A 19,453-nucleotide genomic window follows, 5' to 3' on the forward strand; every position below is an offset into this window, starting at 1 on the left:
ATCGAATTACCGAAAGGGACAACCTGACAATGCATCTGGGTTGGTTTTTAGCGCAAATCTGTACATTGAGTTTTAGCGGGTTTAACCAATAATCGGGGCTCCCTCTCCCCTGACATTGAGCGCAACATGGAAGAAATTAAGCGTAATTTCGACGATTTTTCTCATCCGGACGTTGAGGCAATCGCAATCATCCGCGGCCGTGTGCTGCAGGCACTGCAACAGTACTTGCTGGAGCGTGACTTCAAGCAGCTGATGCCGATTCTCATGTCGCCCATTACCGATCCGTTGAACCATGCGGTGTACCCGGCCGAGGTTCAATACGAGGAACGGCGCCTGAAACTGACGGCGAGCATGATCTTCCATAAACAGCTGGCCCTGACCGCCAAGGGACACGACAAGATCTTCATCGTGGCGCCGAACATTCGCCTGGAAAAAGCCGAAATCAAGGACTCGGAAAACCACCTGCTGGAGTTTTCCCAATTCGACTTCGAAGTACGCGACGGCAATATGCATCAGGTGATGGCGCTGATCGAAGGCTTGATCAAGCACACCTTCGCCGAGGTGAAACAGCATTGCTCGGCCCAACTCGCCCAACTCAATCGTCAATTGCCGCACTACGACGTCAGCTTTCCGATCTACAGCTCGGACGAATTGCGGTCCGAATACGGCGACGACTTCGAGAAGATCATGTCGGCCAAGGCCCATACTCCGTTCTTCGTGACCAACTATCGCCGCGAGTTCTATGACCGGGAAACACCCGGCAAGCGCGGCCAGTACAACAACTATGACCTGATCTATCCGGACGGCTACGGCGAGGCCCTGTCCGGTGCCGAACGTGAGTTCGAGTACGAGCAGATCCTCTACCGCATGAACGAGTTGTCCATGGACCTCACCCCTTTCGCCAACTACCTGGAAGTCACCAGGCGCGGTCTGCTTCACCCAAGTGCGGGTGGTGGCCTGGGGATAGAACGACTGCTCAAGTTCATCTGCGGCAAGCGTCGAATTCGTGACGTCGCGCTGTTCGACCGAACCGTCGGCACCAGCTTCCTGTTCTGACCCTCCCTCACCCTGGGTACTTGCTCGCCCCACTGGCGCGGGCAAGTGCCGTTCTGGAGAAACGCCATGCCTGCGTTGCGTATCCATTGGTGCTCGCCGCTCGACAGCGGCCAGCAAAAAGCTTCCGAGAAGTACAACACCGGCGCGCTGGACTTTGCCGGCATCGTCGACTTCGCCCAGGAAGCGGATGAACTGGGTATCGATTCCTTGCTGATGGGCATCAGTTATCACATGCCCGATCCGCTGCCGATGATCGGCGCCCTGGTTCGCGAAACCAGCCGGGTCAAGTTCATCCTCGCCTACCGTCCCGGCCTGCTGCCGCCGACGCTGTTTACCCAGATCGTCAATACCGTTTCCTGGATGTCCGACAAGCGCATCGCCCTGAACCTGGTGGCCGGCATTTCCCCTGACGAGCAAGCCTTCTATGGCGACTTCGTGGCGCATGACGGCCGCTATGAGCGCACCAGCGAATTCCTGGAGATCCTGCATCGGTTCTGGAAAGGCGAAACACCCCTGACCCATCACGGTGCCCATTACCGCATCGAGCAGGCGCAATTGGGGCTGCCCTACAAGGATGGCGAACGCCCGCACATCTATCTGAGCGGAGCCTCGGAGATTGCCCAGCAGATTGCGGTCAAGCATAGCGACTGCTGGCTGCGTTACGGAGACACGCCGCAAGGTATTGCCGAGGCCAGCCGGGCGGTATTACAGGCGGGTTGCTCGGTGGGGATCCGCATGCATGTACTGGCGCGTGAAACCCGAGCCGAAGCCCTGCAAGCCGTCGAAAACATGATGGAGAATCCTGACGAACAGCACCGCGAATGGGTGCGCCAGTTCGTCGGCCGGTGTGACTCCGAAGCCGTCAAGACCTCATTCCGCCTGGCCGACAAGGCCGAACACGACTGGCTTTCACCCATGCTCTGGTCCGGAGCCGTAGCCTACCGTGGTGGCCCGGCGTTGTGCGTGGTGGGCAGCTACCAGGAAGTCGCCGAATACTTGCTGGAGTACAAGAAAGTCGGTGTCAGCGAGTTCATCTTCTCCGGTTGGCCGACCCGTGACGAGATGCGCGGGTTCTGTCGCCATGTACTGCCACGGCTACGCAAGCTTGAAGCCGCGCTGGAAAATCAGCATGCGTGATGCCCCGCGTCTACGTCGCTTCGGTGCCGGCCTGCTGTTCGCCCTGCTGGCGGAACAGACGGTGCTGTTCGCCGTCCCGCTGATGATCTTCCAGATCACCGGCAACGTGAGTTACTCGGGGGTCGCGTTCGCCCTCGAATGGCTGCCGGCGCTGCTGGCCTATCCATTCGCCGGGCTGCTGGCGGATCGCTTCGGCGGACGTGTGCTGTTTCGCTACGCCAACACAGCCCGGGCACTGAGCCTGGGAGTGACCGTGGGCATCTGCTGGTACGCCCCCGCACTCACTGTCTGGGCACTGATCGGCAACGGCACGGTACTCTCCTTGCTAATGGCTCCCGTGCGTATGGCCGTAGAGAAAAGCGTCCCGTTGGTCGCCGGCCCGGAGCGCTTGGCAAACTGCCAATCGCTGGTGCAGAACATGGAGTTGCTGGCCATGGCACTGGGCCCCGCCTTGGCGGCACTACTGGCGATGTACACCGACAAGCGTGTCCTGCTGGCGCTCGCGGCCCTGGCCTTCGCCGTAGCCGGTGTCTGCTGGAAAGGACTCCCCACCCGACAGTCGGACAAAGCGCCCAAAAGCATTCTCAAGGACCTGTCCCTGGGATGGCATCTGTTGCTGAACAACCCGCCCGTGTTGTCCCTCGCGCTGCTCAACTTCACCATCAACCTGGCCTTCGCCTGTGTCCTGAGCGCCAACGCTTTTGTCATCAGCGGCGTATTCAGCGCCACCGATGGTGCCTTCGGCCTGATGAACGCAGGCGCCGGCGCCCTGGGACTGCTCAACTTCATCCTCGTCCCGCGGTTGTTGGCGCGGATGTCGATCTACCGCCTGGGGGCCTTGGGGTTCGCGTTGCTGTGCCTGGGCCTGGTCTGCATGGGCGCCGCCAATGGCGTGATGTTCTACGCCGCCAGCTTTCTCCTGGCGATGGCCGGTTGCGCGCTGTTCAACGTATTCAATCGTACCCAACGAATCAAGGCGATTTCCGCCGACCACCTGGGCAAGGTCATGGGGCCATTCTATCTGGTCAATCTGTTGTCCTACCCCCTGGGTGGCCTGCTCACCGCCAGTGTCGGCCATGAATACGGCATCCAGCCGCTGATCCTGGGCCTTGCCCTGCTGCTCACTGTTCCGGGGGCCTTGTTATTCGCCCTGACGACCCGGCGCTTTCGCGCGGTCCTGGATTTCCCATCACCCGCCATGGAGGCTACGCAATGAAAGGTTCGCCGCACTGCCTGTTAGCAACCGTCGAATCCGACTCGCACATGTGGAACCTGGTCTACCTGCAACTGTGGTTGACCGAGCACGATTTCAGCGTCAAGAACCTGGGAAGCTGCACCCCAACGGACCTGATCCTCACCACCCTGGAACAGCACCGAACGCAGTTGCTGGTGGTCAGCAGCGTCAACGGTCACGGCCATTTCCAGGGCCTGGAATTGATTCGCCAGGTACGCCAACGCCATCCGGACCTGCCTTGTGTCATTGGCGGCAAGCTGACCACCTCGGAGGACCAGACCCGGGAGGTCTGCCAGGAGCTGTTGGCCGCCGGCTACAACCAGGTGTTCATCGGTGACGATGCCATCAACGCTTTCGAGCGCTACCTGAACACCTTCGAGCGCAGGAGTCCGGCGCTCGTTCTAGGTACCGGCACAGCGCCATGCTGGACCTGAGTCCGGCCCCCCCATTCAAAGGATCGAATCCATGCACATCGTGATCGTCAATCGCTGGCCGCGCTTTCAGGACCCGGCTCGCTGGGACAATGAACTGACCCGCTACGAAGAATTCTTCGACCATCAACGCCACCGGATCAGCTACGTCGTGGATGGCCCGGGTGCCGAAGGTGTCCTTGCCCCACGGGAACAGATCGCCCATCAGGTGCAGGTCGACGACGTCAATCAGTACCCTCAGCTGCTGGCAGCTGTCCAGGAGATCATCGAACAGGTCGGTCCCGTGGATCAGTTGATCGCGCTGTCGGAGTTCACCCTGGAAATCGCCGCCCGGGTCCGCCAGGCCCTGTCGATCCCCGGCCATGGCCCTGAACAGGTGGCCGTCTACCGGGACAAGGCCCGGATGAAGGAGATACTCCAGGAGCACGGGCTGGCCGTACCGCCGTTTACCCGTTGTGCCTCTCTCGAACAGGCACTGCACTTCGCCGATGAAGTGGGTTATCCGGTGATCGTCAAACCCGTGGACGGTGCCGCCAGCATCGGTGTCGCCCGAGCCGACAATGCCCAGGCCCTGCGGGCACTGTTGAGTGACGTGGATCTGCATCGTTATGAAGTCGAAGCCTTTATCCAGGGCCAGACCTACCACATCGACGGATTTACCGAAGCCGACGGCAGCGTGTCATTCCAGGTGGTATCGCGCTACATCAACAGTTGCCTGGACTTCGCCAGCGCCCAACCGTTGGGCTCGGTGATCCTCCAGGCGTCGGAGTTGCGCACACGCATCGAGGCCTTCAGCCAGAGCTGCCTGAAGGCGCTGGGCCTGAGTACCAGCGCCTTCCACCTGGAAATCTTCGTCGAACCGGATGGTTCCCTGGTATTCCTCGAAGTAGGCGCCAGGGTCGGCGGCAGTGAAGTGCCGCACCTGATCAACAAGGTCTTCGGCGTGAACCTCTACGAACATTGGCTCAAGCGCCTGGCCGGCGACACGCTGGCAGTGCCACGTACCGAGCGCGACCCCAGCGGCGGCTGGCTGGTGATTCCAAAACCGGCACGACTGCCCTGCCGCGTGATCGAGGCGCGCTCCCTGCGTGCACAACTCGACTCGCTGTGGCGAGAGCTGTTACCGCAGCCCGGACAGATCCTCGAAGCCGGCGGCAGCTACGACGCCCTGCACAGCGGTCGCTTCATTTTCATCCAGGCAAGCGAAGCGGATATCGAACGCGATATCCACCACGCCATCAATACCTTCCACTTCCAGGCTGAACCGGTATGAACACGGCCCTCCCTCTCCCGATCTCCGACGCGCCGCTGCTCGGTGAGCTCAACTGCTACCTCAGTGCGGTTGACCGACGTGCCGTCGCCACCCTGGGTGAACGCCTGGTCGAGGCCGCTGGCGGCCTGGAACGGCTGGACGACTACAAACTGATGGTCGCCTACGGCGGTGGCAAGGACAGCTCCTATACGGTCTCTCTGATTCGCGCCGTACAACTGCACCTGAGCGTGCTGTACGGGCATACCTTCTTCCTGCGCATCGCCAACATGCGCCACGCCGGGGTTCCGGACGCGGTCATGGCGAACATCGATCGTGTCTACCGGGCCTTGCACCTATACGACGATGAGCGGGTCGAGATGCTGGTGGTCGATCACCAGCAGATTCGCCCCTTCGAACGCCACCTGCCGTTCCCCGAACAGGTCCGTCAGATGAACCGCTTCGACGTACTGATGAATGGCCATCGCACCGCCGGCGACGGTCGCCCGACCTTTTGCAACAGCTGCAACCTGGCCGTCGCGGACTTCTACGGACGGGCAGCCTGGTGGCAGGGCGGGGTCAACGCGGTGGTCACCGGTGACTCGCGCAAGGAGCAAAAACATTACTTCACCTGGATCATGCGCCTGGCGCAGCGCCTGGGCCTGGATGTAGAGGAATGCCGCCGCCAGGGTTTTCGCGGATTGCTCCAGGCATTGGACGGAGTGGCCCAGGCGTACTTCATCGAGCTGTTCGGCGAGGGTTTCGACCAGGAACGTGCCGAACGTCGCGTGGCCAGCGGCAGTCACAGTGCCGACCCGGACTTTATCAGCATCTACGACCTGGTGAGCTACCGGGTGGAGGATCACTGGGAACTGATCACCGAATTTCTCGACTTTCGGTTCGAAGAACTGGCCTTCAGCTTTACCGAGTCGGACTGTGCCAACCCGATGCTGATGGCCCACTTTCGCGGCCTCAAGGCACAGTACGTCCAGGGGCGCCACTACCATGACGGTATCGAGGAGTACCTGGAGCTGGCCCAGGCGTTGATGCGCAAGAAAGAAATGCCCCAGCGCCTGATCGATCTCGCTCTATCGGCCTATGCCGGGACCGAGGGCAAGGAGGCCCGCCGAACCTTGGCCAATCGCTTTGCCAACGACGCTTTCGGCCTCGCCGAAGCCCAGTTGACCTGCATGCAGTTTGCGCCATTTGTCAACGCCGGCCGTGAGCTCTCCAGTTTCCTCGGTAGCTGTCACCCACAACGTCTCGTGGACCTGGAGACACTTCATCAGGTCCTGGCCGCCCAGCTCGAGCACAACCACCTGAGCGTGTGGCTGACCCAGGTGAGCGGCCTGCCGCTGGCGGCGCTGCGCAGCCTCTACGTCCACTCGTCGATCGACTTCGACAGCGAGAACAGCCTGATCGCCCGGGTCCGTGCCGGCGACCCGCACAAAGGCCGCATTACCCGCTTCGATCCGGCCACGGGTGAAACCGTGACCGAACTGGTCTCGGGCCGCTAAACCATGTCGAACATGACAGCCGGTCATTTCCAGCACTTCATCGAACAGGCTCGGCACCGACAGGAGTTGGTCGTGCAGCCGCGCATGGGATTCGGCGGCCTGGCGGCGATGCGCGCCGGGCTGGCCGCCGTGGCCGGGCTACCCTGCGCCACGATCGGAACCATCACCCTGGACAGCTACACCCGGGTAGGCGACTACCAGAGCGCACTGCAATGCCTCAACAGCGATAGCCCGCTCAACGGTTTTCCGATCATCAGCCATCCACTGGAGGCGGTGCGCGGCATGCTCAACGGGATTTACAGGGACTCCTTTCCGATCCAGGTCCGCCACGGTACCGCCGAGCCGCAGAATGTCTTCAGGCGGCTGGCAGCCCTCGGGCTGGATGCCACCGAAGGTGGGCCGGTTTCCTATTGCATGCCCTACAGCCGCCTGCCGCTGGGCCAAGCCGTCGATGCCTGGGCACAAAGTTGCCGACTGTTGGCGGACTCGACCCCCTTCGGGCACATCGAAAGCTTTGGTGGTTGCCTGTTGGGGCAATTGTGTCCACCGTCGATGTTGATCGCCATGACACTGCTCGAAGCCTTGTTTTTTCGTCAGCACGGCATCCATAGCGTGTCCCTGAGCTATGCCCAGGGCACCTCCATGGCTCAGGATTTCGGCGCCTTGCAGGCGCTACGCGAGCTCGCGGCCGAGTATCTGGACGGTGCCCACTGGCACGTGGTGGTCTACTCCTACATGGGTGTGTTCCCCACCACCGGCCAGGGTGCGCGCCGTCTGATCAGAGACAGTGCGCGCCTGGCCCAGGCCGCCGGCTGCGAGCGCCTGATCGTCAAGACGGTTGCCGAGTCCCGGCAAATCCCTTCGGTCACCGACAACCTCGAAGCCCTGGAGATGGCGTCCAAAGCCGCGGCGGGGCCACCACTGATCCTCGATCCCCACAGCGAAAGCTATCGCCAGGAAGTGTTGTTCGAAGCCCGACAACTCATTGAAAGCGTACTCGATCTGCATGCCGACATCGGCGTCGCGCTGCTCCAGGCCTTCGCGCGAGGACTGCTGGATATCCCCTACTGCCTGCATCCCGACAACCCCGGGCGCGCGACCACCCGTATCGATGACCAGGGTGCCCTGCGCTGGGGCAATGTCGGCAGCTTGGCGCTGCCGCGCAGTTGCGCAACCTCCGTCATTGGACCGGGCATCAGTTCGTCCGAATTGTTCCAGATGCTGTACTACACGGTGAACCGTTATGACCAACCCTTGCACTGACCCCACCCTGGCGCCGCTGATTCTGGTCGATGCCTATTCCACCGGTGCCTTGCTGGCCCAGGCATTGGCCGAACGACGGCCACTGCTGCATGTGAGCTCGCGCAGTGATATGCCGCCGGCCTTCGCAGCGAGCTGCCCCCTGGCGCTGTTTCGCGAACACTACAGCCTGCACGAGGAGGGTCTTGAGGTCTTGCTGGAGAAACTCGCGGCCCAGCAACCCGCAGCCGTGCTGACAGGCAGCGAGTTCGGAGTCGAACTGGCCGATCTGCTGGCCGCCCGCCTCGGCTTGTCCGGCAACGATCCTGAATACTCTGCCGCCCGCCGCGACAAATCACTGATGGCCGAGCAGGTTGCCAGCGCCGGACTGCCCGTGGCGGCACAGCTGCGCACGGCATCCAGCGCAGAGGCCCTGGCCTGGTTCCGGGCCAGGGGCGCACTACCCGTGGTGGCCAAACCGCTGGACAGCGCGGGCTCGGACAACGTGTTCATCTGCACCGACGAGGCGCAACTGCACGCGGCTATCGACTGCATTCTCGGGTCTACCAACCTGATGATGCGCAACAACCTGGCCATGCTGTTGCAGGAATATCTGGAGGGCGACGAATACGTCATCAACAGTGTGAGTCACAACGGCGAGCACTGGATCACCGATGCCTGGAAGTGCACCAAGGCGCTGACCCCCGAGGGCCGCAAAATCTACGACCGCGAAGACCTGCTGCCCGCAGATGCTCCGGAACTGGACACCCTGATCCGTTATGTCGAAGGCGTGCTCGATGCGCTATCGATCAGCCACGGCCCGGCCCATACCGAAGTGATTCTCACCGCCCAGGGACCGCGACTGCTGGAAACCGGAGCACGTCTATCGGGCCTGGCAAACCCGCCCGCGCTCCAGGCGGCGACCGGCAACGATCAGGTCGCCCTGACCTGTGCCAGCTATCTGGAACCGCACAGGTTGGCATTGCAGCCTAAACGCTACCGTCTGTTGCAACACGCCCGGGGCATGAACTTGATAGCCCGTCACCGCGGAACCTTCGCGCAAACCGAGGTACGTCGGCGCCTCGCGGCCCTACCCAGTTTTCATAGTGCGCGCCTGCGCCTCGCGGATGGTCGCGAGGTCACGCCAACCATCGACCTCAACAGCTCACCCGGAGCCGTGTTCCTGATTCACCCAAGCGTCGACAGAATCTGCCAGGACCATCAGACCTGGCGCGAATGGGAGAAAGACTGGCTGTAACCCCAGGCCCCCCCGGAAACGGGACCATCAATCACCAGAGGAAGACACTGATGAGCATCCATACCCGCACCCAGCGATTGACAGTCCCCCAACTGGTCGCCATGAAAGGTCGACAGAAAATCGTCTCGCTGACAGCGTACTCCAGCCCGATAGCCAGACTGATCGACCCTATCGTCGATTTCATTCTGGTCGGTGATTCCACCGCGATGGTGGGCTACGGTCGCGCCTCGACGCTCAGCATGCAGCTTGAGGAAATCATCGGTCACACCCGGGCAGTGGTCGACAGTACGCGGTTGTCCTGCGTCATCGCCGACATGCCGTTCGGCAGCTATCAGGAATCCAACGAGCAAGCCTTTCGCAACTGCGCCCAGGTCCTGGCGCGCACCGGCTGCGATGCGGTCAAGCTGGAAGCGAATAAAGCCCTGGCCGGTACCGTCGAGTTCCTGGTGGCCCGAGGTATCCCGGTGATGGCCCACGTCGGCCTGATGCCACAGTTCGTGAATATCATGGGCGGCTTCAAGGCCCAGGGCCTGAGCCCTGAAACTGCAGCGGCGATTGCCCTGGACGCCCGGGCCAACCTGGAGGCCGGCGCCTTCAGCCTGCTGCTCGAAGGCGTGGCCGAAGGTGTCGCTCGCCAGATCACCCTGGAGTCGAAGATGCCCACCATCGGTATAGGGGCTTCACCGGCCTGCGACGGTCAGGTCTTGGTGACCGAAGACGTATTGGGGCTGGGTAGCGAACACGTACCTCGCTTCGTCAAGCAATATGCCGATGTCGGCGCGGTGATTCGTGACGCCTGCGAACGCTTTGCCGACGAAGTACGCAACGGCCATTTCCCTGAAGCACGGCATTGCTACGGCCTCTGATCCTCATCGGCAATCGCCTGGACCAGGATCTTCAAGGCCTGGGCAATATCCTTGCTCCAATCGACGGTGTAGCTCAGCCGCAGGTAGTGCCGCCAGGCCCCATGCAGGCTGAAGATTTCACCTGGGGCAATCACGATACGCCTGGCCAGCAGACGCTCGAAAACCCGCCGCATGTCCACCGGCCGTGCGGCCTCGAGCCAGAAGGTCGCTCCGCCGTCCGGCGCCGTCACCCGCAACTGGCCCTCAGCGTATTCGTGCAACAGCCCCCGCATACGTTGCATCCGGTCCAGCAACATGGCGCGCAAGACCACGAGGTGCTGGTCGATACGCCGCGAACTGAAAAGTTTGGCTATCGCCTTCTGACGAATCGGCGACAAGCGAAACGCCCGCTCCAGAAACAGCCGGTGCAGCGACAGCCCGTGCCGACGGCACAACAGGTAGCCATAGGGGGCTTCCGAGCCGATGATCTTGTCGAACGTGGAGAAGACCAACAGTTTCTCCGGATCGGCGAAATCGCGGTAACGAGGCGGTTGTGGGGAAAAGCAGAACTCGCCGTAACTGTCGTTTTCGAACAACCAGATATCCCGCTCCGCCAACCAGCGGCAGATCTGTTGCTTGTCCTGTGCCGGCATCAGCGTGCCCTGGGGGATATTCACCGTCGATGACAGCACCGCCAGCCCCACCGGTTCGCGCCTGAGCAGATCCTGCAAGTCGGCGAGGTTGAATCGTCCATCTTCGCCCAGGGGCAACTCGATGACGCGGATCCTGGCGGCTTGCAACTGACGCAGGATCGCCCAGGAGCAAGGTGACTCCACCAGCGCGACACTCCCTTTCAAGTCCAGGGCTTCGAGCGACAACTCCAGCACGCTGCGCAGATCCGAACCGACATACACATGCTCGGCTTGCCAATAGCAATGGGCGGAACGGGTATAGCGATCGGCAATCGCACTGCGTAACTCCGGCTCCCCGAAGGGCTGATACAGCGGCGCATGGGTGCGCGGATATTGCCGCGTCAGTTCGCGCTCGATCATCAGCAGCGGGCTCTCCAGGGACAGCAACATCGCCGGAGCATCACTACTCAGGGCCAGCATTCCCGGCTGGCGGGCATTGGCGAACACATTGTCGAGCAGATTGGGCGATCCCTCGTTCAGCAGCGGTAGCGGCATGGCCTTGGTGAAATAGCCGAACTTCGGCCGGGCATAGATCCTGCCCTCGTCCTCCAGCAACGAATAGGCGTATTTGGTCGTCGACACCGATACATTCAGGCGCAGGGCCAACTGTCGCAAGGAGGGGAGTTTCTGCTCACTCGTGGAATCGCCGGTCTCGATCAACTCGACGAGGTAGCGATAAACCGCCTGGTAGGAGAAGGAGGAATCCTTGTTGGTACCGATGTTCACTGGCGTTCATTCTCGCGCGTCCCTGTCAGGGACACCAGAGTATGCAAGACCGCGCTCGGATAAAAGAGAATCGGAAAATGCCATCAGATTGATTTATCGTGAACACCTGCCCACACGCTGCGTCCCCAACGCTTTGCCCGTGGCTCCCCAATAAGATCAAGAACAAGAGGACGTTCCAATGGCCGCTGCTATAGAAACCAGCCGCTCCGCCCGCTTTGCCCTGTACTGCTCGAACTGGGCCGAGCGCTGGTTTCCCGACTCCTGGGTGTTCGCCGCGCTGGCGGTGATCGCCGTTGCCCTGGCAACCCTGGCCATCGGCGCCAAGCCGAGCGAAGCCGCGATGGCCTTCGGCGACGGCTTCTGGAGCCTGATCCCCTTCACCATGCAGATGGCCTTCGTGGTGATCGGCGGCTATGTGGTCGCCAGTTCCCCCCCGGCGGTGAAACTGATCGACCGTCTGGCGCACCTGCCGAAGAACGGTCGCTCGGCGGTGGCCTGGGTCGCGCTGATCTCCATGGTCGCCTCACTGCTGAACTGGGGCCTGTCGCTGGTCTTCGGCGGTTTGCTGGTCCGCGCCCTGGCGCGCCGCACCGACCTGCACATGGACTACCGCGCCGCCGGTGCCGCGGCCTACCTGGGCCTGGGCGCCGTCTGGGCACTGGGGCTGTCCTCGTCCGCCGCGCAATTGCAGGCCAACCCGGCCAGCCTGCCGCCGTCGATCCTGTCGATCACCGGGATGATTCCCTTTACCCAGACCATCTTTCTCTGGCAGTCCGGCGCCCTGTTGCTGGCGCTGATCGTGGTCTCGCTGGTGATTGCCTACGCCACCGCTCCGGGGCCCGACTCGGCTCGGGATGCCAAGGCCTGCGGCGTCGATCCGAGCTTCAACCTGCCGCCCCTGAGCAACCGCTCGCGTCCCGGCGAATGGCTGGAATACAGCCCGCTGCTGACGATTCTGCTGGCCCTGCTGGCCGCCGGCTGGCTGTTCCATGAGTTCTCGACCAAACCGGCGATCAGCGCCATTTCCGGCTTGAACACCTACAACTTCCTGTTCCTGATGGTCGGCGCCCTGCTGCACTGGCGCCCGCGCAGTTTTCTCGACGCGGTGGCCCGTGCGGTACCGACCACCACCGGCGTGCTGATCCAGTTCCCGTTGTACGGCTCCATCGCGGCGCTGATGACCACGGTCAAGGGCGGCGATGCCCTGACCCTGGCCCATCACATCTCGACCTTTTTCACCCAGATCGCTTCCCATGACACCTACGCGGTGCTGATGGGGCTGTACTCGGCGGTGCTGGGCTTCTTCATTCCCTCCGGTGGCGGCAAGTGGGTCATCGAGGCGCCCTATGTGATGCAGGTGGCCAATGACCTGAAATACCACCTGGGCTGGGCAGTGCAGATCTACAACGCCGCCGAGGCGCTGCCGAACCTGATCAACCCTTTCTACATGCTGCCGCTGCTGGGCGTGCTGGGGCTGAAGGCGCGGGACCTGATCGGCTTCTCCTTCGTGCAACTGCTGGTGCATGCGCCGCTGGTGCTGTTCCTGCTCTGGGCGCTGGGAACTACCCTGGCGTACACCGGGCCGGTGATGCCGTAACCTGCGGCGCGTTTTCGCGCGCAAGGCCTGCAACCCCATTCAAGAGCGCTGCTGTCAGCGCTCTTTTGTGAGTGCGCCTCGCACCTGAAAACCATCAAGGCAGTTTCCATCTCAAAAACGACGACGTTAATCGTCACAATCCTGAATAAATGCTGAACAAGCGCACTGGAAACAAAATCCAGTGGTCAATGATTCGCATCCTGTATTAGGCTGTTCAGAAATCAGGCACGATCGTACCATTGCGTTTTTCTCATAACGTGCCCCGCCCCACCCGTCGTGCTGCAAGGTGGATGAATCATGGACCAATGGAAAGAAGAGCAACTACGGCTTCTGGGTTCAACGCAAGACGAGCAGGAATTGTTCGAACTCTTGCCCGGCCTGGTCAGGCAACTAGGCTACCCCTATTACCGCTATGTCAGACTGAGCCACGGCGCCGAGCCCTGGATAAAGAACAATTATCCCGAGGCGTGGAACCAGCACTATCAGGAACACAACCTCCACGAGATCGACCCGATAGTGACGCGTGTCCGACATTCGCACCTGCCCATGTTCTGGTCGCCGGAGACCTTTGCCAAGGCCCCCGCGTTCTGGGCAAAAAAGCAATCGTTTGGCATGCGCCATGGCTGGTCGCAGGCGGTACAGCATATTCAGGGTCACCAGAGCATCCTGTGCGTCGCCCGCCCGGAGGGAGAAATCGGTCGCGACGAGCTCTACCACAATGCCGGATATGTGCTGTGGTTGTGCAATGTCCTGCATGCGGCGGCCACCCGTAACCTGCCGACAACGCCCTCGCACCTGCTTTCACCTCGGGAAGTCGAGGTATTGAAGTGGTCGGCCGAAGGTAAAACCGCAACGGAAATCGCCCTCTTGCTTGAACTCAACGTGCGCACCGTGAACTTCCATATCGCCAACGCGATCAGCAAGACCGGCACCACCAACAAGGTCGCGGCGGTGGCGGCGGCGATTCAGTGCGGAGCCCTGTAAGGTCAGCAGGAAAACTCACGTTCCCACCCCCCGCCTGAAAAACTCCGTAACGTAACCCCTGCCCCACACCCGAGACAATTGGCATACTGCCCGCGGCAGAAAGGATCTGTCGCTGTTCCGTCATCTTGCATTGCTAAGTTGCGATGCGAATATTTTGATCCGTCAAACCCACCCAGCAGGAACCCAGGATGAGTGACGAGAAAGACCTCGACCCGTCGCAAGCGCGCGAAACCGATTCCCCCACCGACACCAGTCGCCGCCGCTTCCTCGGTGGCGTGGCGGTGCTGGGTGTTGGCGCGACGCTGACCGCCTGCGGTTCCCCGAGCGAGCCCGGCAAGCCGGAGGTGCGCGAGCTGTCGGGCGCCGAGTTGGACAAGGCCCTGCACGACCAGGTGAAAACCGTGGTGGTGATCTACGCAGAAAACCGCAGCTTCAACAACCTGTTCGCCGACTTCCCGGGGCTCGAGAAACCCTTGTCGGCCCTCAGCCCCGCGGACTACCAGCAACGCGATCGCGATGGCAGCCTGCTGCAGACCCTGCCACCGGCCTGGGGCGGTGTCCTGCAGATCGGCCCGCAAAGCGTCGACGGCGTGACCTATCCGGCTGAAACCCAATTCCAGCAGAACCTGCCCAATGCCCCCTACGCCCTCAAGGGCCCGAATGGCGAGGACCTGCCCCTGAGCCTGGTCACCCGCGACCTGTGGCACGTGTTCTACCAGAACCAGATGCAGATCAACGGCGGCAAGAACGACCAGTTCGTCGCCTGGGCCGACTCCGGCGGCCTGACCATGGGCCACTACGCCCAGAACCGCTACTCGTTGCGACTGTGGGACGTGGCGAAGGAGTTCGTACTCTGCGACAACTTCTTCCAGGGCGCCTTCGGCGGTTCGTTCCTCAACCACCAATACCTCATCAGCGCGACGGTGCCGTTCTATCCGGACGCCGCCAACTCGGTGGCCAAGCCGCAAATCGCCACGCTGCAAAGCGACAACCCGCTCGACACGCGTCTCAAGCCACTGGAGAAATCCCCGGCCAGCGCCATGAGCGGCGCGCCGCAATTCGGCCCCAGCGCCCTGACCCCGGATGGCTACGCGGTGAACACCATGGCCCCGCCCTACTGGCCGACCTGGATCCGCGACACCGAGCATCCGGACTACTCCAAGCCGGGTTTGCCCAACGTGCTGGTCCCCCAGGTCCACGAACACATCGGCGACAAGCTGTCGAAGAAGAACATCGACTGGGCCTGGTACGCCGGTGCCTGGCAGGCCACCCTCGACCAGTACAAGGACTCGGGCGGCATTCCGAAGATCCCGAACTTCCAGTACCACCATCAGCCGTTCAACTACTTCAAGCAGCAAGGGCCGGAAAACCCCGGCGAGCGCGCCAAGCGCCTGCGCGATGGCGGGCTGGGTGAGGACCCGAGCAGCAACAAGTTCCTCGCCGATGCCCAGGCTGGCAGGTTGCCGCCAGTGACCTTCTACAAGCCCCAGGGCAACCTGAACATGCACGCCGGTTACGCCGACGTGGCGTCCGGTGACCGGCATATCGACCGTATCCTGAAAGTGCTGCGCGAAAGTCCGCAATGGAAAAACATGGTGGTGGTGGTCACCGTCGACGAAAACGGCGGTTGGTGGGACCACGTGGCGCCGCCGCAAGGTGATCGCTGGGGCCCGGGCACGCGGATTCCGGCCCTGGTGGTCTCGCCCTTCGCCCGCAAGGGCACGGTGGATCACACGGTGTATGACACCGCCTCGATCCTGCGCCTGATCACCCGGGTGTTCCAGCTGGAGAAACTCGACGGTATCAAGCAGCGGGATGACGCCATGGTCGCCCGTGGCCAGAAGCCGATGGGCGATCTGACCAATGCACTGCGCTTTACGGCCTGACTGACACCGTGTAGCGCTGGCTCCCTCGGGGAGCCAGCGCTCCTGCAAAACGGCCGTTACCGCTCGAGTTGAACATCTGCGGACGGGCAGCAAACTTGTCTTACGCCGTCCGCAGCCCCTGTCCTACCTAATCTTCAACCCTTCTTCAGACGGGCCGATCGGCCAATGGCGACAGGCTTTCTCACTTGCGTCAAACAACACAAAAAACATCGACGACCGGCTTTTCTACTCGCCAAACCTGATCCAGTATTGCTCTGCCCCCGCATTGGTGGGGCCAACGCTGAAAAGGATCTGAGCATGTCAAAAATCGCCGTATTGACGAGTACCTTAGCCGCACTCACCCTGAGTACCCTCGCCCACGCCGATGTCGAAATGAAACTGGGCAGCCGGGAGCGTGTCACCCAGCTCTTCGCCGCGCCCAACAACTGCAGCGTCATCTGCTATCGCAACTGGACCCTGGAACAGACCGCCGCGCACTACCTGAACCAGAGCGTGCAGCGCGACGGCTATACCAACGCCAAGGTGACGGTGAAAGCCGATGGCGATCAACTCTATGCGAACTTCAGCGGCGTGCCGAACGGCTATGGCAAACCGCTGGCGCAACTGCTCGATACTGGCGAGCTGGCCTACAAAGGCGCCTCCAAGCTCAATGCCGACGGCAAGTGGGACTACAGTTGGTACCTGTTCCTGCCGCTGGGCATGGCTCTGGACAACCGCAAGAGCGTCGAGCTGCTGCACTTCCCACCGGATTACTCGCTGACCCAGGCCCAGGATTACCTGGAGTCCAAGACCACCGACCGCTGGGCCGCGCTGCTGAGCAACAACGGCATTCCCAAGGACCAGACGCCGGGCTACCAGACCATCATCGACATCGCCCCGATTGCCGCTCCGGCCAGCGCAGGCGGCACCCTTGCAGGCGTCTACAGCTACTTCACCGACTACCAGACCACCATGATCAAACAAGTCAGCGTCACGCCCAAGGGCGCGGCGTTGCCGATGGTGGCCTTCGGCGCGCCGGTGCGTAACTGGGTCAAGCAGCAATATGGCGCAACCGTCGACGTCCTGCAGCTGGGTGAAATCAGCCCGGTGGCTAACGTGAAGGTGCCGGTGCTGGGCTCCAACCACCCGAGCTATATCTGGTACGCGGCGGACCCGGCCAGCTATGGCGGCGACCAGGCGAAAGCCGATGCGGCGGGCTTGAAAGTGATGGGGCAGGACTTGAGTGCCGCCTGCTGGCAGGCTGGCATGGGCCAGAAACCGGGCAGCGATCCGGCGGCGCAACTGAAAAGCTGCACCGACAACTGGCAGGTGGCCAACAAGCAGAAAACCTGCGTGCTGTTCTATGAGTCGGTGCGCAACCTGTCTGAAGCCGATGCCGAGAAAAAATGCACGACAACGGAGATCAAGACGCAACTCGATCAGTTGAAGAAACCGGTGCCGGCACCCATGACGGCGCTGCCAACCGTCTGACGAACGCTGCAACACTCACGGTAGATCCTGGCACCGTAACTGTGGGAGCCGGCTTGCTGGCGATGAGGCCCTTGAGCCTTGCGCCGTCCATACGGACGCCATCGCCAGCAAGCCGGCTCCTACAGGATTCGTGCGGTGTCAGTCAGGCCTCAGGGCGCACCCACCGGCCGCAACCGGTACTGCGGCGGCAATTGCTCGAAGCCGCTGATGGTGACGTCCAGACTCTTCCAGCGCCCATCCTTGATCCCGTAGATGCAGCCATGGACCGACAGGCTCTGCCCACGATGCCAGGCGTTCTGCACGATGCTGGTATGGCCGACGTTGGCCACCTGCTGGATCACGTTCAACTCGCACAAGCGGTCGACCCGTTCTTCTTCAGTGGGCAGTTGCGCGAGCGCTTCGCGGTGTTCGTAGTACAGGTCGCGAATCGAACGCAGCCAGCCATCGATCAGGCCAAACTGGCGATCCTGCATCGCGGCCCGTACCCCGCCACAGCCGTAGTGGCCGGTAACCAGGATATGCTTGACCTTGAGTACATCCACCGCGTACTGGATCACCGACAGGCAATTGAGGTCGGTGTGCAGCACCACGTTGGCCACGTTGCGGTGCACGAACAGATCGCCCGGCAACATGCCGACGATCTCGTTGGCCGGTACCCGGGCGTCGGAGCAGCCGATCCAGAGGAATTCCGGAGTCTGCTGGCGGGCGAGCTTGGCGAAGAACTCCGGGTCTTCTTCCTTGATCGCAGCGGCCCAGCGCTCGTTGTTATCGATCAGATCCTGTAGTTCGTTCATGCTCTACTGCCTCAAGAGGGTCCGAAGCTTTGACACACGTGCCTGGCTTGGGGTCACGTGGGGAATCGTCAGTCAACCAGCGTGCACACCATCACCACCGCATCCTCGCGCCCACCCACGGCCGGGTAGTAATCGCGACGGCGCCCGACTTCATTGAACCCATAGCGTTCATACAGGCGGAAGGCTGCGCGATTGCTGTCGCGCACCTCCAGGAAACACTCCCGCGCCTGGGCCGCATGGGCCCGCGACATCAGGTGCTCCAGCAGGCGCAAGCCCAGGCCGCGACCCTGGCTCTCCGGCTTGACCGTGATATTGAGCAGGTGCGCCTCATCGAGAATGATCTGCACCACGCCATGGCCAACCTGCTGGCTGCCTTCGAACATCAGCCAGATCTGGTACTTGCCCAGGCCATCGAGGAAAATCCCGCGGGTCCAGGGATGGCTGAACGCCGCGTATTCGATCTTCAGCACCGCATCCAGGTCCGCCTCGGTCATCGGGCGAAAACTTACCGCATCACTCATCGTTAGGTTTCCATCGCGCCATCAGCCGGCGCATGGCTTGCCAGACATCAGCCTTGCGCTGCGGCTCATCCATCAATAATTCCAGGCCAGGCAGCGCCCAGGCCGATCCCAGGCCTTCGACCTGCAATTCACGATTATACGACTCGGCGTCGGCAACACCGGCAAAACGCACCGCCGGCAGTCCGATCAGCCACAGGCAGGCGCACTCGCCCTCTTCCCGACGTGCCTGGACGAAGCCCTGGACAAACTCCCGCGCGGCCTCCGGGCCCTGGTCGAGGTTGCCGCGCACCAGCAGCGGCCAGCGCACCGGCTCGCCGATGAGCTGCGGGCTGTCCGGCAGCCCGGCGGCGCGCAGCATGTCCTTGAGCAGCAGGTAGGCCGGATCGCGGCTCTGGAACGCCTCGCCTGTGGGTAACTCCACCAGCACCAGGCAACGCCCGGCCCGCAACAATTGCAGCGAGAAGCGCGGCGGCGGGACCTGAGCCACCTTGACCGGGGCCGGCGCGTCTTCGGCGGCCACCGCCGGTTTGCTTTCGGCGCGATTGACCGACGCCGGGCGTGGCACTTCGATCTTCGGCCGCTCGACGGGCTTGGCCACCGGCTCCGCGGCTTTATGCACCTCGGGCAGCGGCGCCTCGACCAACGGTTCCGGCTCGACGAACAACTCCGGCCGCGACGGCGCGGCGAACGGCAGTTCGGTGCGGGGCAGCCAGTGGACCACCTGCATGGCGGTCAGATAAGCGCGGCGGCGGGACTCGATAAGCAAGGGTCGGCCATCTGTGGATAAGTTGAAAACAGGGATTCTACCGTCCTTCGG

Annotated in this window: 17 protein-coding genes; 13 read left to right on the plus strand and 4 right to left on the minus strand. The window is 62.1% G+C overall.

All coding sequences use genetic code 11. The features are described 5' to 3' along the window. The first annotated feature begins 126 nt into the window (after positions 1-126). The 9 genes from NUH87_RS13255 (at position 127) to panB (ending at position 9,987) form a co-directional block, all read left to right on the plus strand. Positions 127-1,056, plus strand: coding sequence for an asparagine synthetase A (locus NUH87_RS13255; protein WP_338526296.1), 930 nt, complete (start codon positions 127-129; stop codon positions 1,054-1,056). A gap of 66 nt (positions 1,057-1,122) precedes the next feature. Beyond that, entirely contained in the window at positions 1,123-2,193 is a 1,071-nt protein-coding gene (locus NUH87_RS13260) for an LLM class flavin-dependent oxidoreductase (protein WP_338526297.1), read from the plus strand. After that, positions 2,186-3,409 (plus strand): MFS transporter, encoded by a 1,224-nt coding sequence (locus NUH87_RS13265; protein WP_338526298.1) that lies wholly within the window; start codon positions 2,186-2,188, stop codon positions 3,407-3,409. The genes NUH87_RS13260 and NUH87_RS13265 overlap by 8 nt, the downstream gene beginning before the upstream one ends. Next, positions 3,406-3,861, plus strand: coding sequence for a cobalamin B12-binding domain-containing protein (locus NUH87_RS13270; RefSeq protein WP_338526299.1), 456 nt, complete (start codon positions 3,406-3,408; stop codon positions 3,859-3,861). Before NUH87_RS13265 ends, NUH87_RS13270 begins: the two co-directional genes overlap by 4 nt. Before the next feature lie 31 nt (positions 3,862-3,892). After that, positions 3,893-5,131, plus strand: a complete 1,239-nt coding sequence (locus NUH87_RS13275; RefSeq protein ID WP_338526300.1) for an ATP-grasp domain-containing protein — start codon at positions 3,893-3,895, stop codon at positions 5,129-5,131. Next, complete coding sequence (locus NUH87_RS13280; RefSeq protein WP_338526301.1) at positions 5,128-6,624, plus strand: hypothetical protein; 1,497 nt, start codon at positions 5,128-5,130, stop codon at positions 6,622-6,624. Before NUH87_RS13275 ends, NUH87_RS13280 begins: the two co-directional genes overlap by 4 nt. Positions 6,625-6,627: 3 nt before the next feature. Further along, positions 6,628-7,887 (plus strand): methylaspartate mutase, encoded by a 1,260-nt coding sequence (locus tag NUH87_RS13285; protein WP_338526302.1) that lies wholly within the window; start codon positions 6,628-6,630, stop codon positions 7,885-7,887. After that, on the plus strand, positions 7,868-9,121 hold the full coding sequence (locus NUH87_RS13290) for an ATP-grasp domain-containing protein (RefSeq protein WP_338526303.1): 1,254 nt from the start codon (positions 7,868-7,870) through the stop codon (positions 9,119-9,121). Before NUH87_RS13285 ends, NUH87_RS13290 begins: the two co-directional genes overlap by 20 nt. A 50-nt stretch (positions 9,122-9,171) precedes the next feature. After that, entirely contained in the window at positions 9,172-9,987 is an 816-nt protein-coding gene (gene panB, locus NUH87_RS13295) for a 3-methyl-2-oxobutanoate hydroxymethyltransferase (RefSeq protein WP_338526304.1), read from the plus strand. On the opposite strand, the gene NUH87_RS13300 is transcribed toward panB, so the two are convergent. Further along, a complete protein-coding gene (locus tag NUH87_RS13300; RefSeq protein ID WP_338526810.1) occupies positions 9,975-11,378 on the minus strand; it encodes a PLP-dependent aminotransferase family protein in 1,404 nt (467 codons plus the stop codon). The two genes, panB and NUH87_RS13300, sit on opposite strands and share 13 nt — an antisense overlap. A gap of 184 nt (positions 11,379-11,562) precedes the next feature. Between NUH87_RS13300 and NUH87_RS13305 the strand changes: the two genes are divergently transcribed. The 4 genes from NUH87_RS13305 to NUH87_RS13320 all read left to right on the plus strand — a co-directional run bounded on the left by NUH87_RS13305 (position 11,563) and on the right by NUH87_RS13320 (position 17,321). After that, on the plus strand, positions 11,563-12,981 hold the full coding sequence (locus NUH87_RS13305) for a short-chain fatty acid transporter (protein ID WP_338526305.1): 1,419 nt from the start codon (positions 11,563-11,565) through the stop codon (positions 12,979-12,981). Between the two features lie 297 nt (positions 12,982-13,278). Further along, positions 13,279-13,965: an autoinducer binding domain-containing protein gene (locus tag NUH87_RS13310; RefSeq protein WP_338526306.1), complete on the plus strand. Its 687-nt coding sequence runs from the start codon at positions 13,279-13,281 to the stop codon at positions 13,963-13,965. Between the two features lie 188 nt (positions 13,966-14,153). Next, complete coding sequence (locus tag NUH87_RS13315) at positions 14,154-15,851, plus strand: acid phosphatase (protein WP_338526307.1); 1,698 nt, start codon at positions 14,154-14,156, stop codon at positions 15,849-15,851. Between the two features lie 297 nt (positions 15,852-16,148). Continuing rightward, positions 16,149-17,321 (plus strand): hypothetical protein, encoded by a 1,173-nt coding sequence (locus NUH87_RS13320; protein ID WP_338526308.1) that lies wholly within the window; start codon positions 16,149-16,151, stop codon positions 17,319-17,321. Positions 17,322-17,470: 149 nt separating this feature from the next. On the opposite strand, the gene can is transcribed toward NUH87_RS13320, so the two are convergent. The 3 genes from can to NUH87_RS13335 all read right to left on the minus strand — a co-directional run bounded on the left by can (position 17,471) and on the right by NUH87_RS13335 (position 19,402). Continuing rightward, complete coding sequence (gene can, locus NUH87_RS13325) at positions 17,471-18,115, minus strand: carbonate dehydratase (RefSeq protein WP_338526309.1); 645 nt, start codon at positions 18,113-18,115, stop codon at positions 17,471-17,473. A gap of 68 nt (positions 18,116-18,183) precedes the next feature. Continuing rightward, positions 18,184-18,636, minus strand: coding sequence for a ribosomal protein S18-alanine N-acetyltransferase (gene rimI / locus NUH87_RS13330; protein ID WP_040070944.1), 453 nt, complete (start codon positions 18,634-18,636; stop codon positions 18,184-18,186). Further along, positions 18,629-19,402, minus strand: coding sequence for an energy transducer TonB (locus NUH87_RS13335; protein WP_338526310.1), 774 nt, complete (start codon positions 19,400-19,402; stop codon positions 18,629-18,631). The genes rimI and NUH87_RS13335 overlap by 8 nt, the downstream gene beginning before the upstream one ends. Positions 19,403-19,453 lie beyond the last annotated feature (51 nt).

Origin of the sequence: Pseudomonas batumici, from assembly GCF_036585405.1 — a bacterium.
Taxonomy (GTDB): Bacteria; Pseudomonadota; Gammaproteobacteria; order Pseudomonadales; family Pseudomonadaceae; genus Aquipseudomonas; species Aquipseudomonas batumici.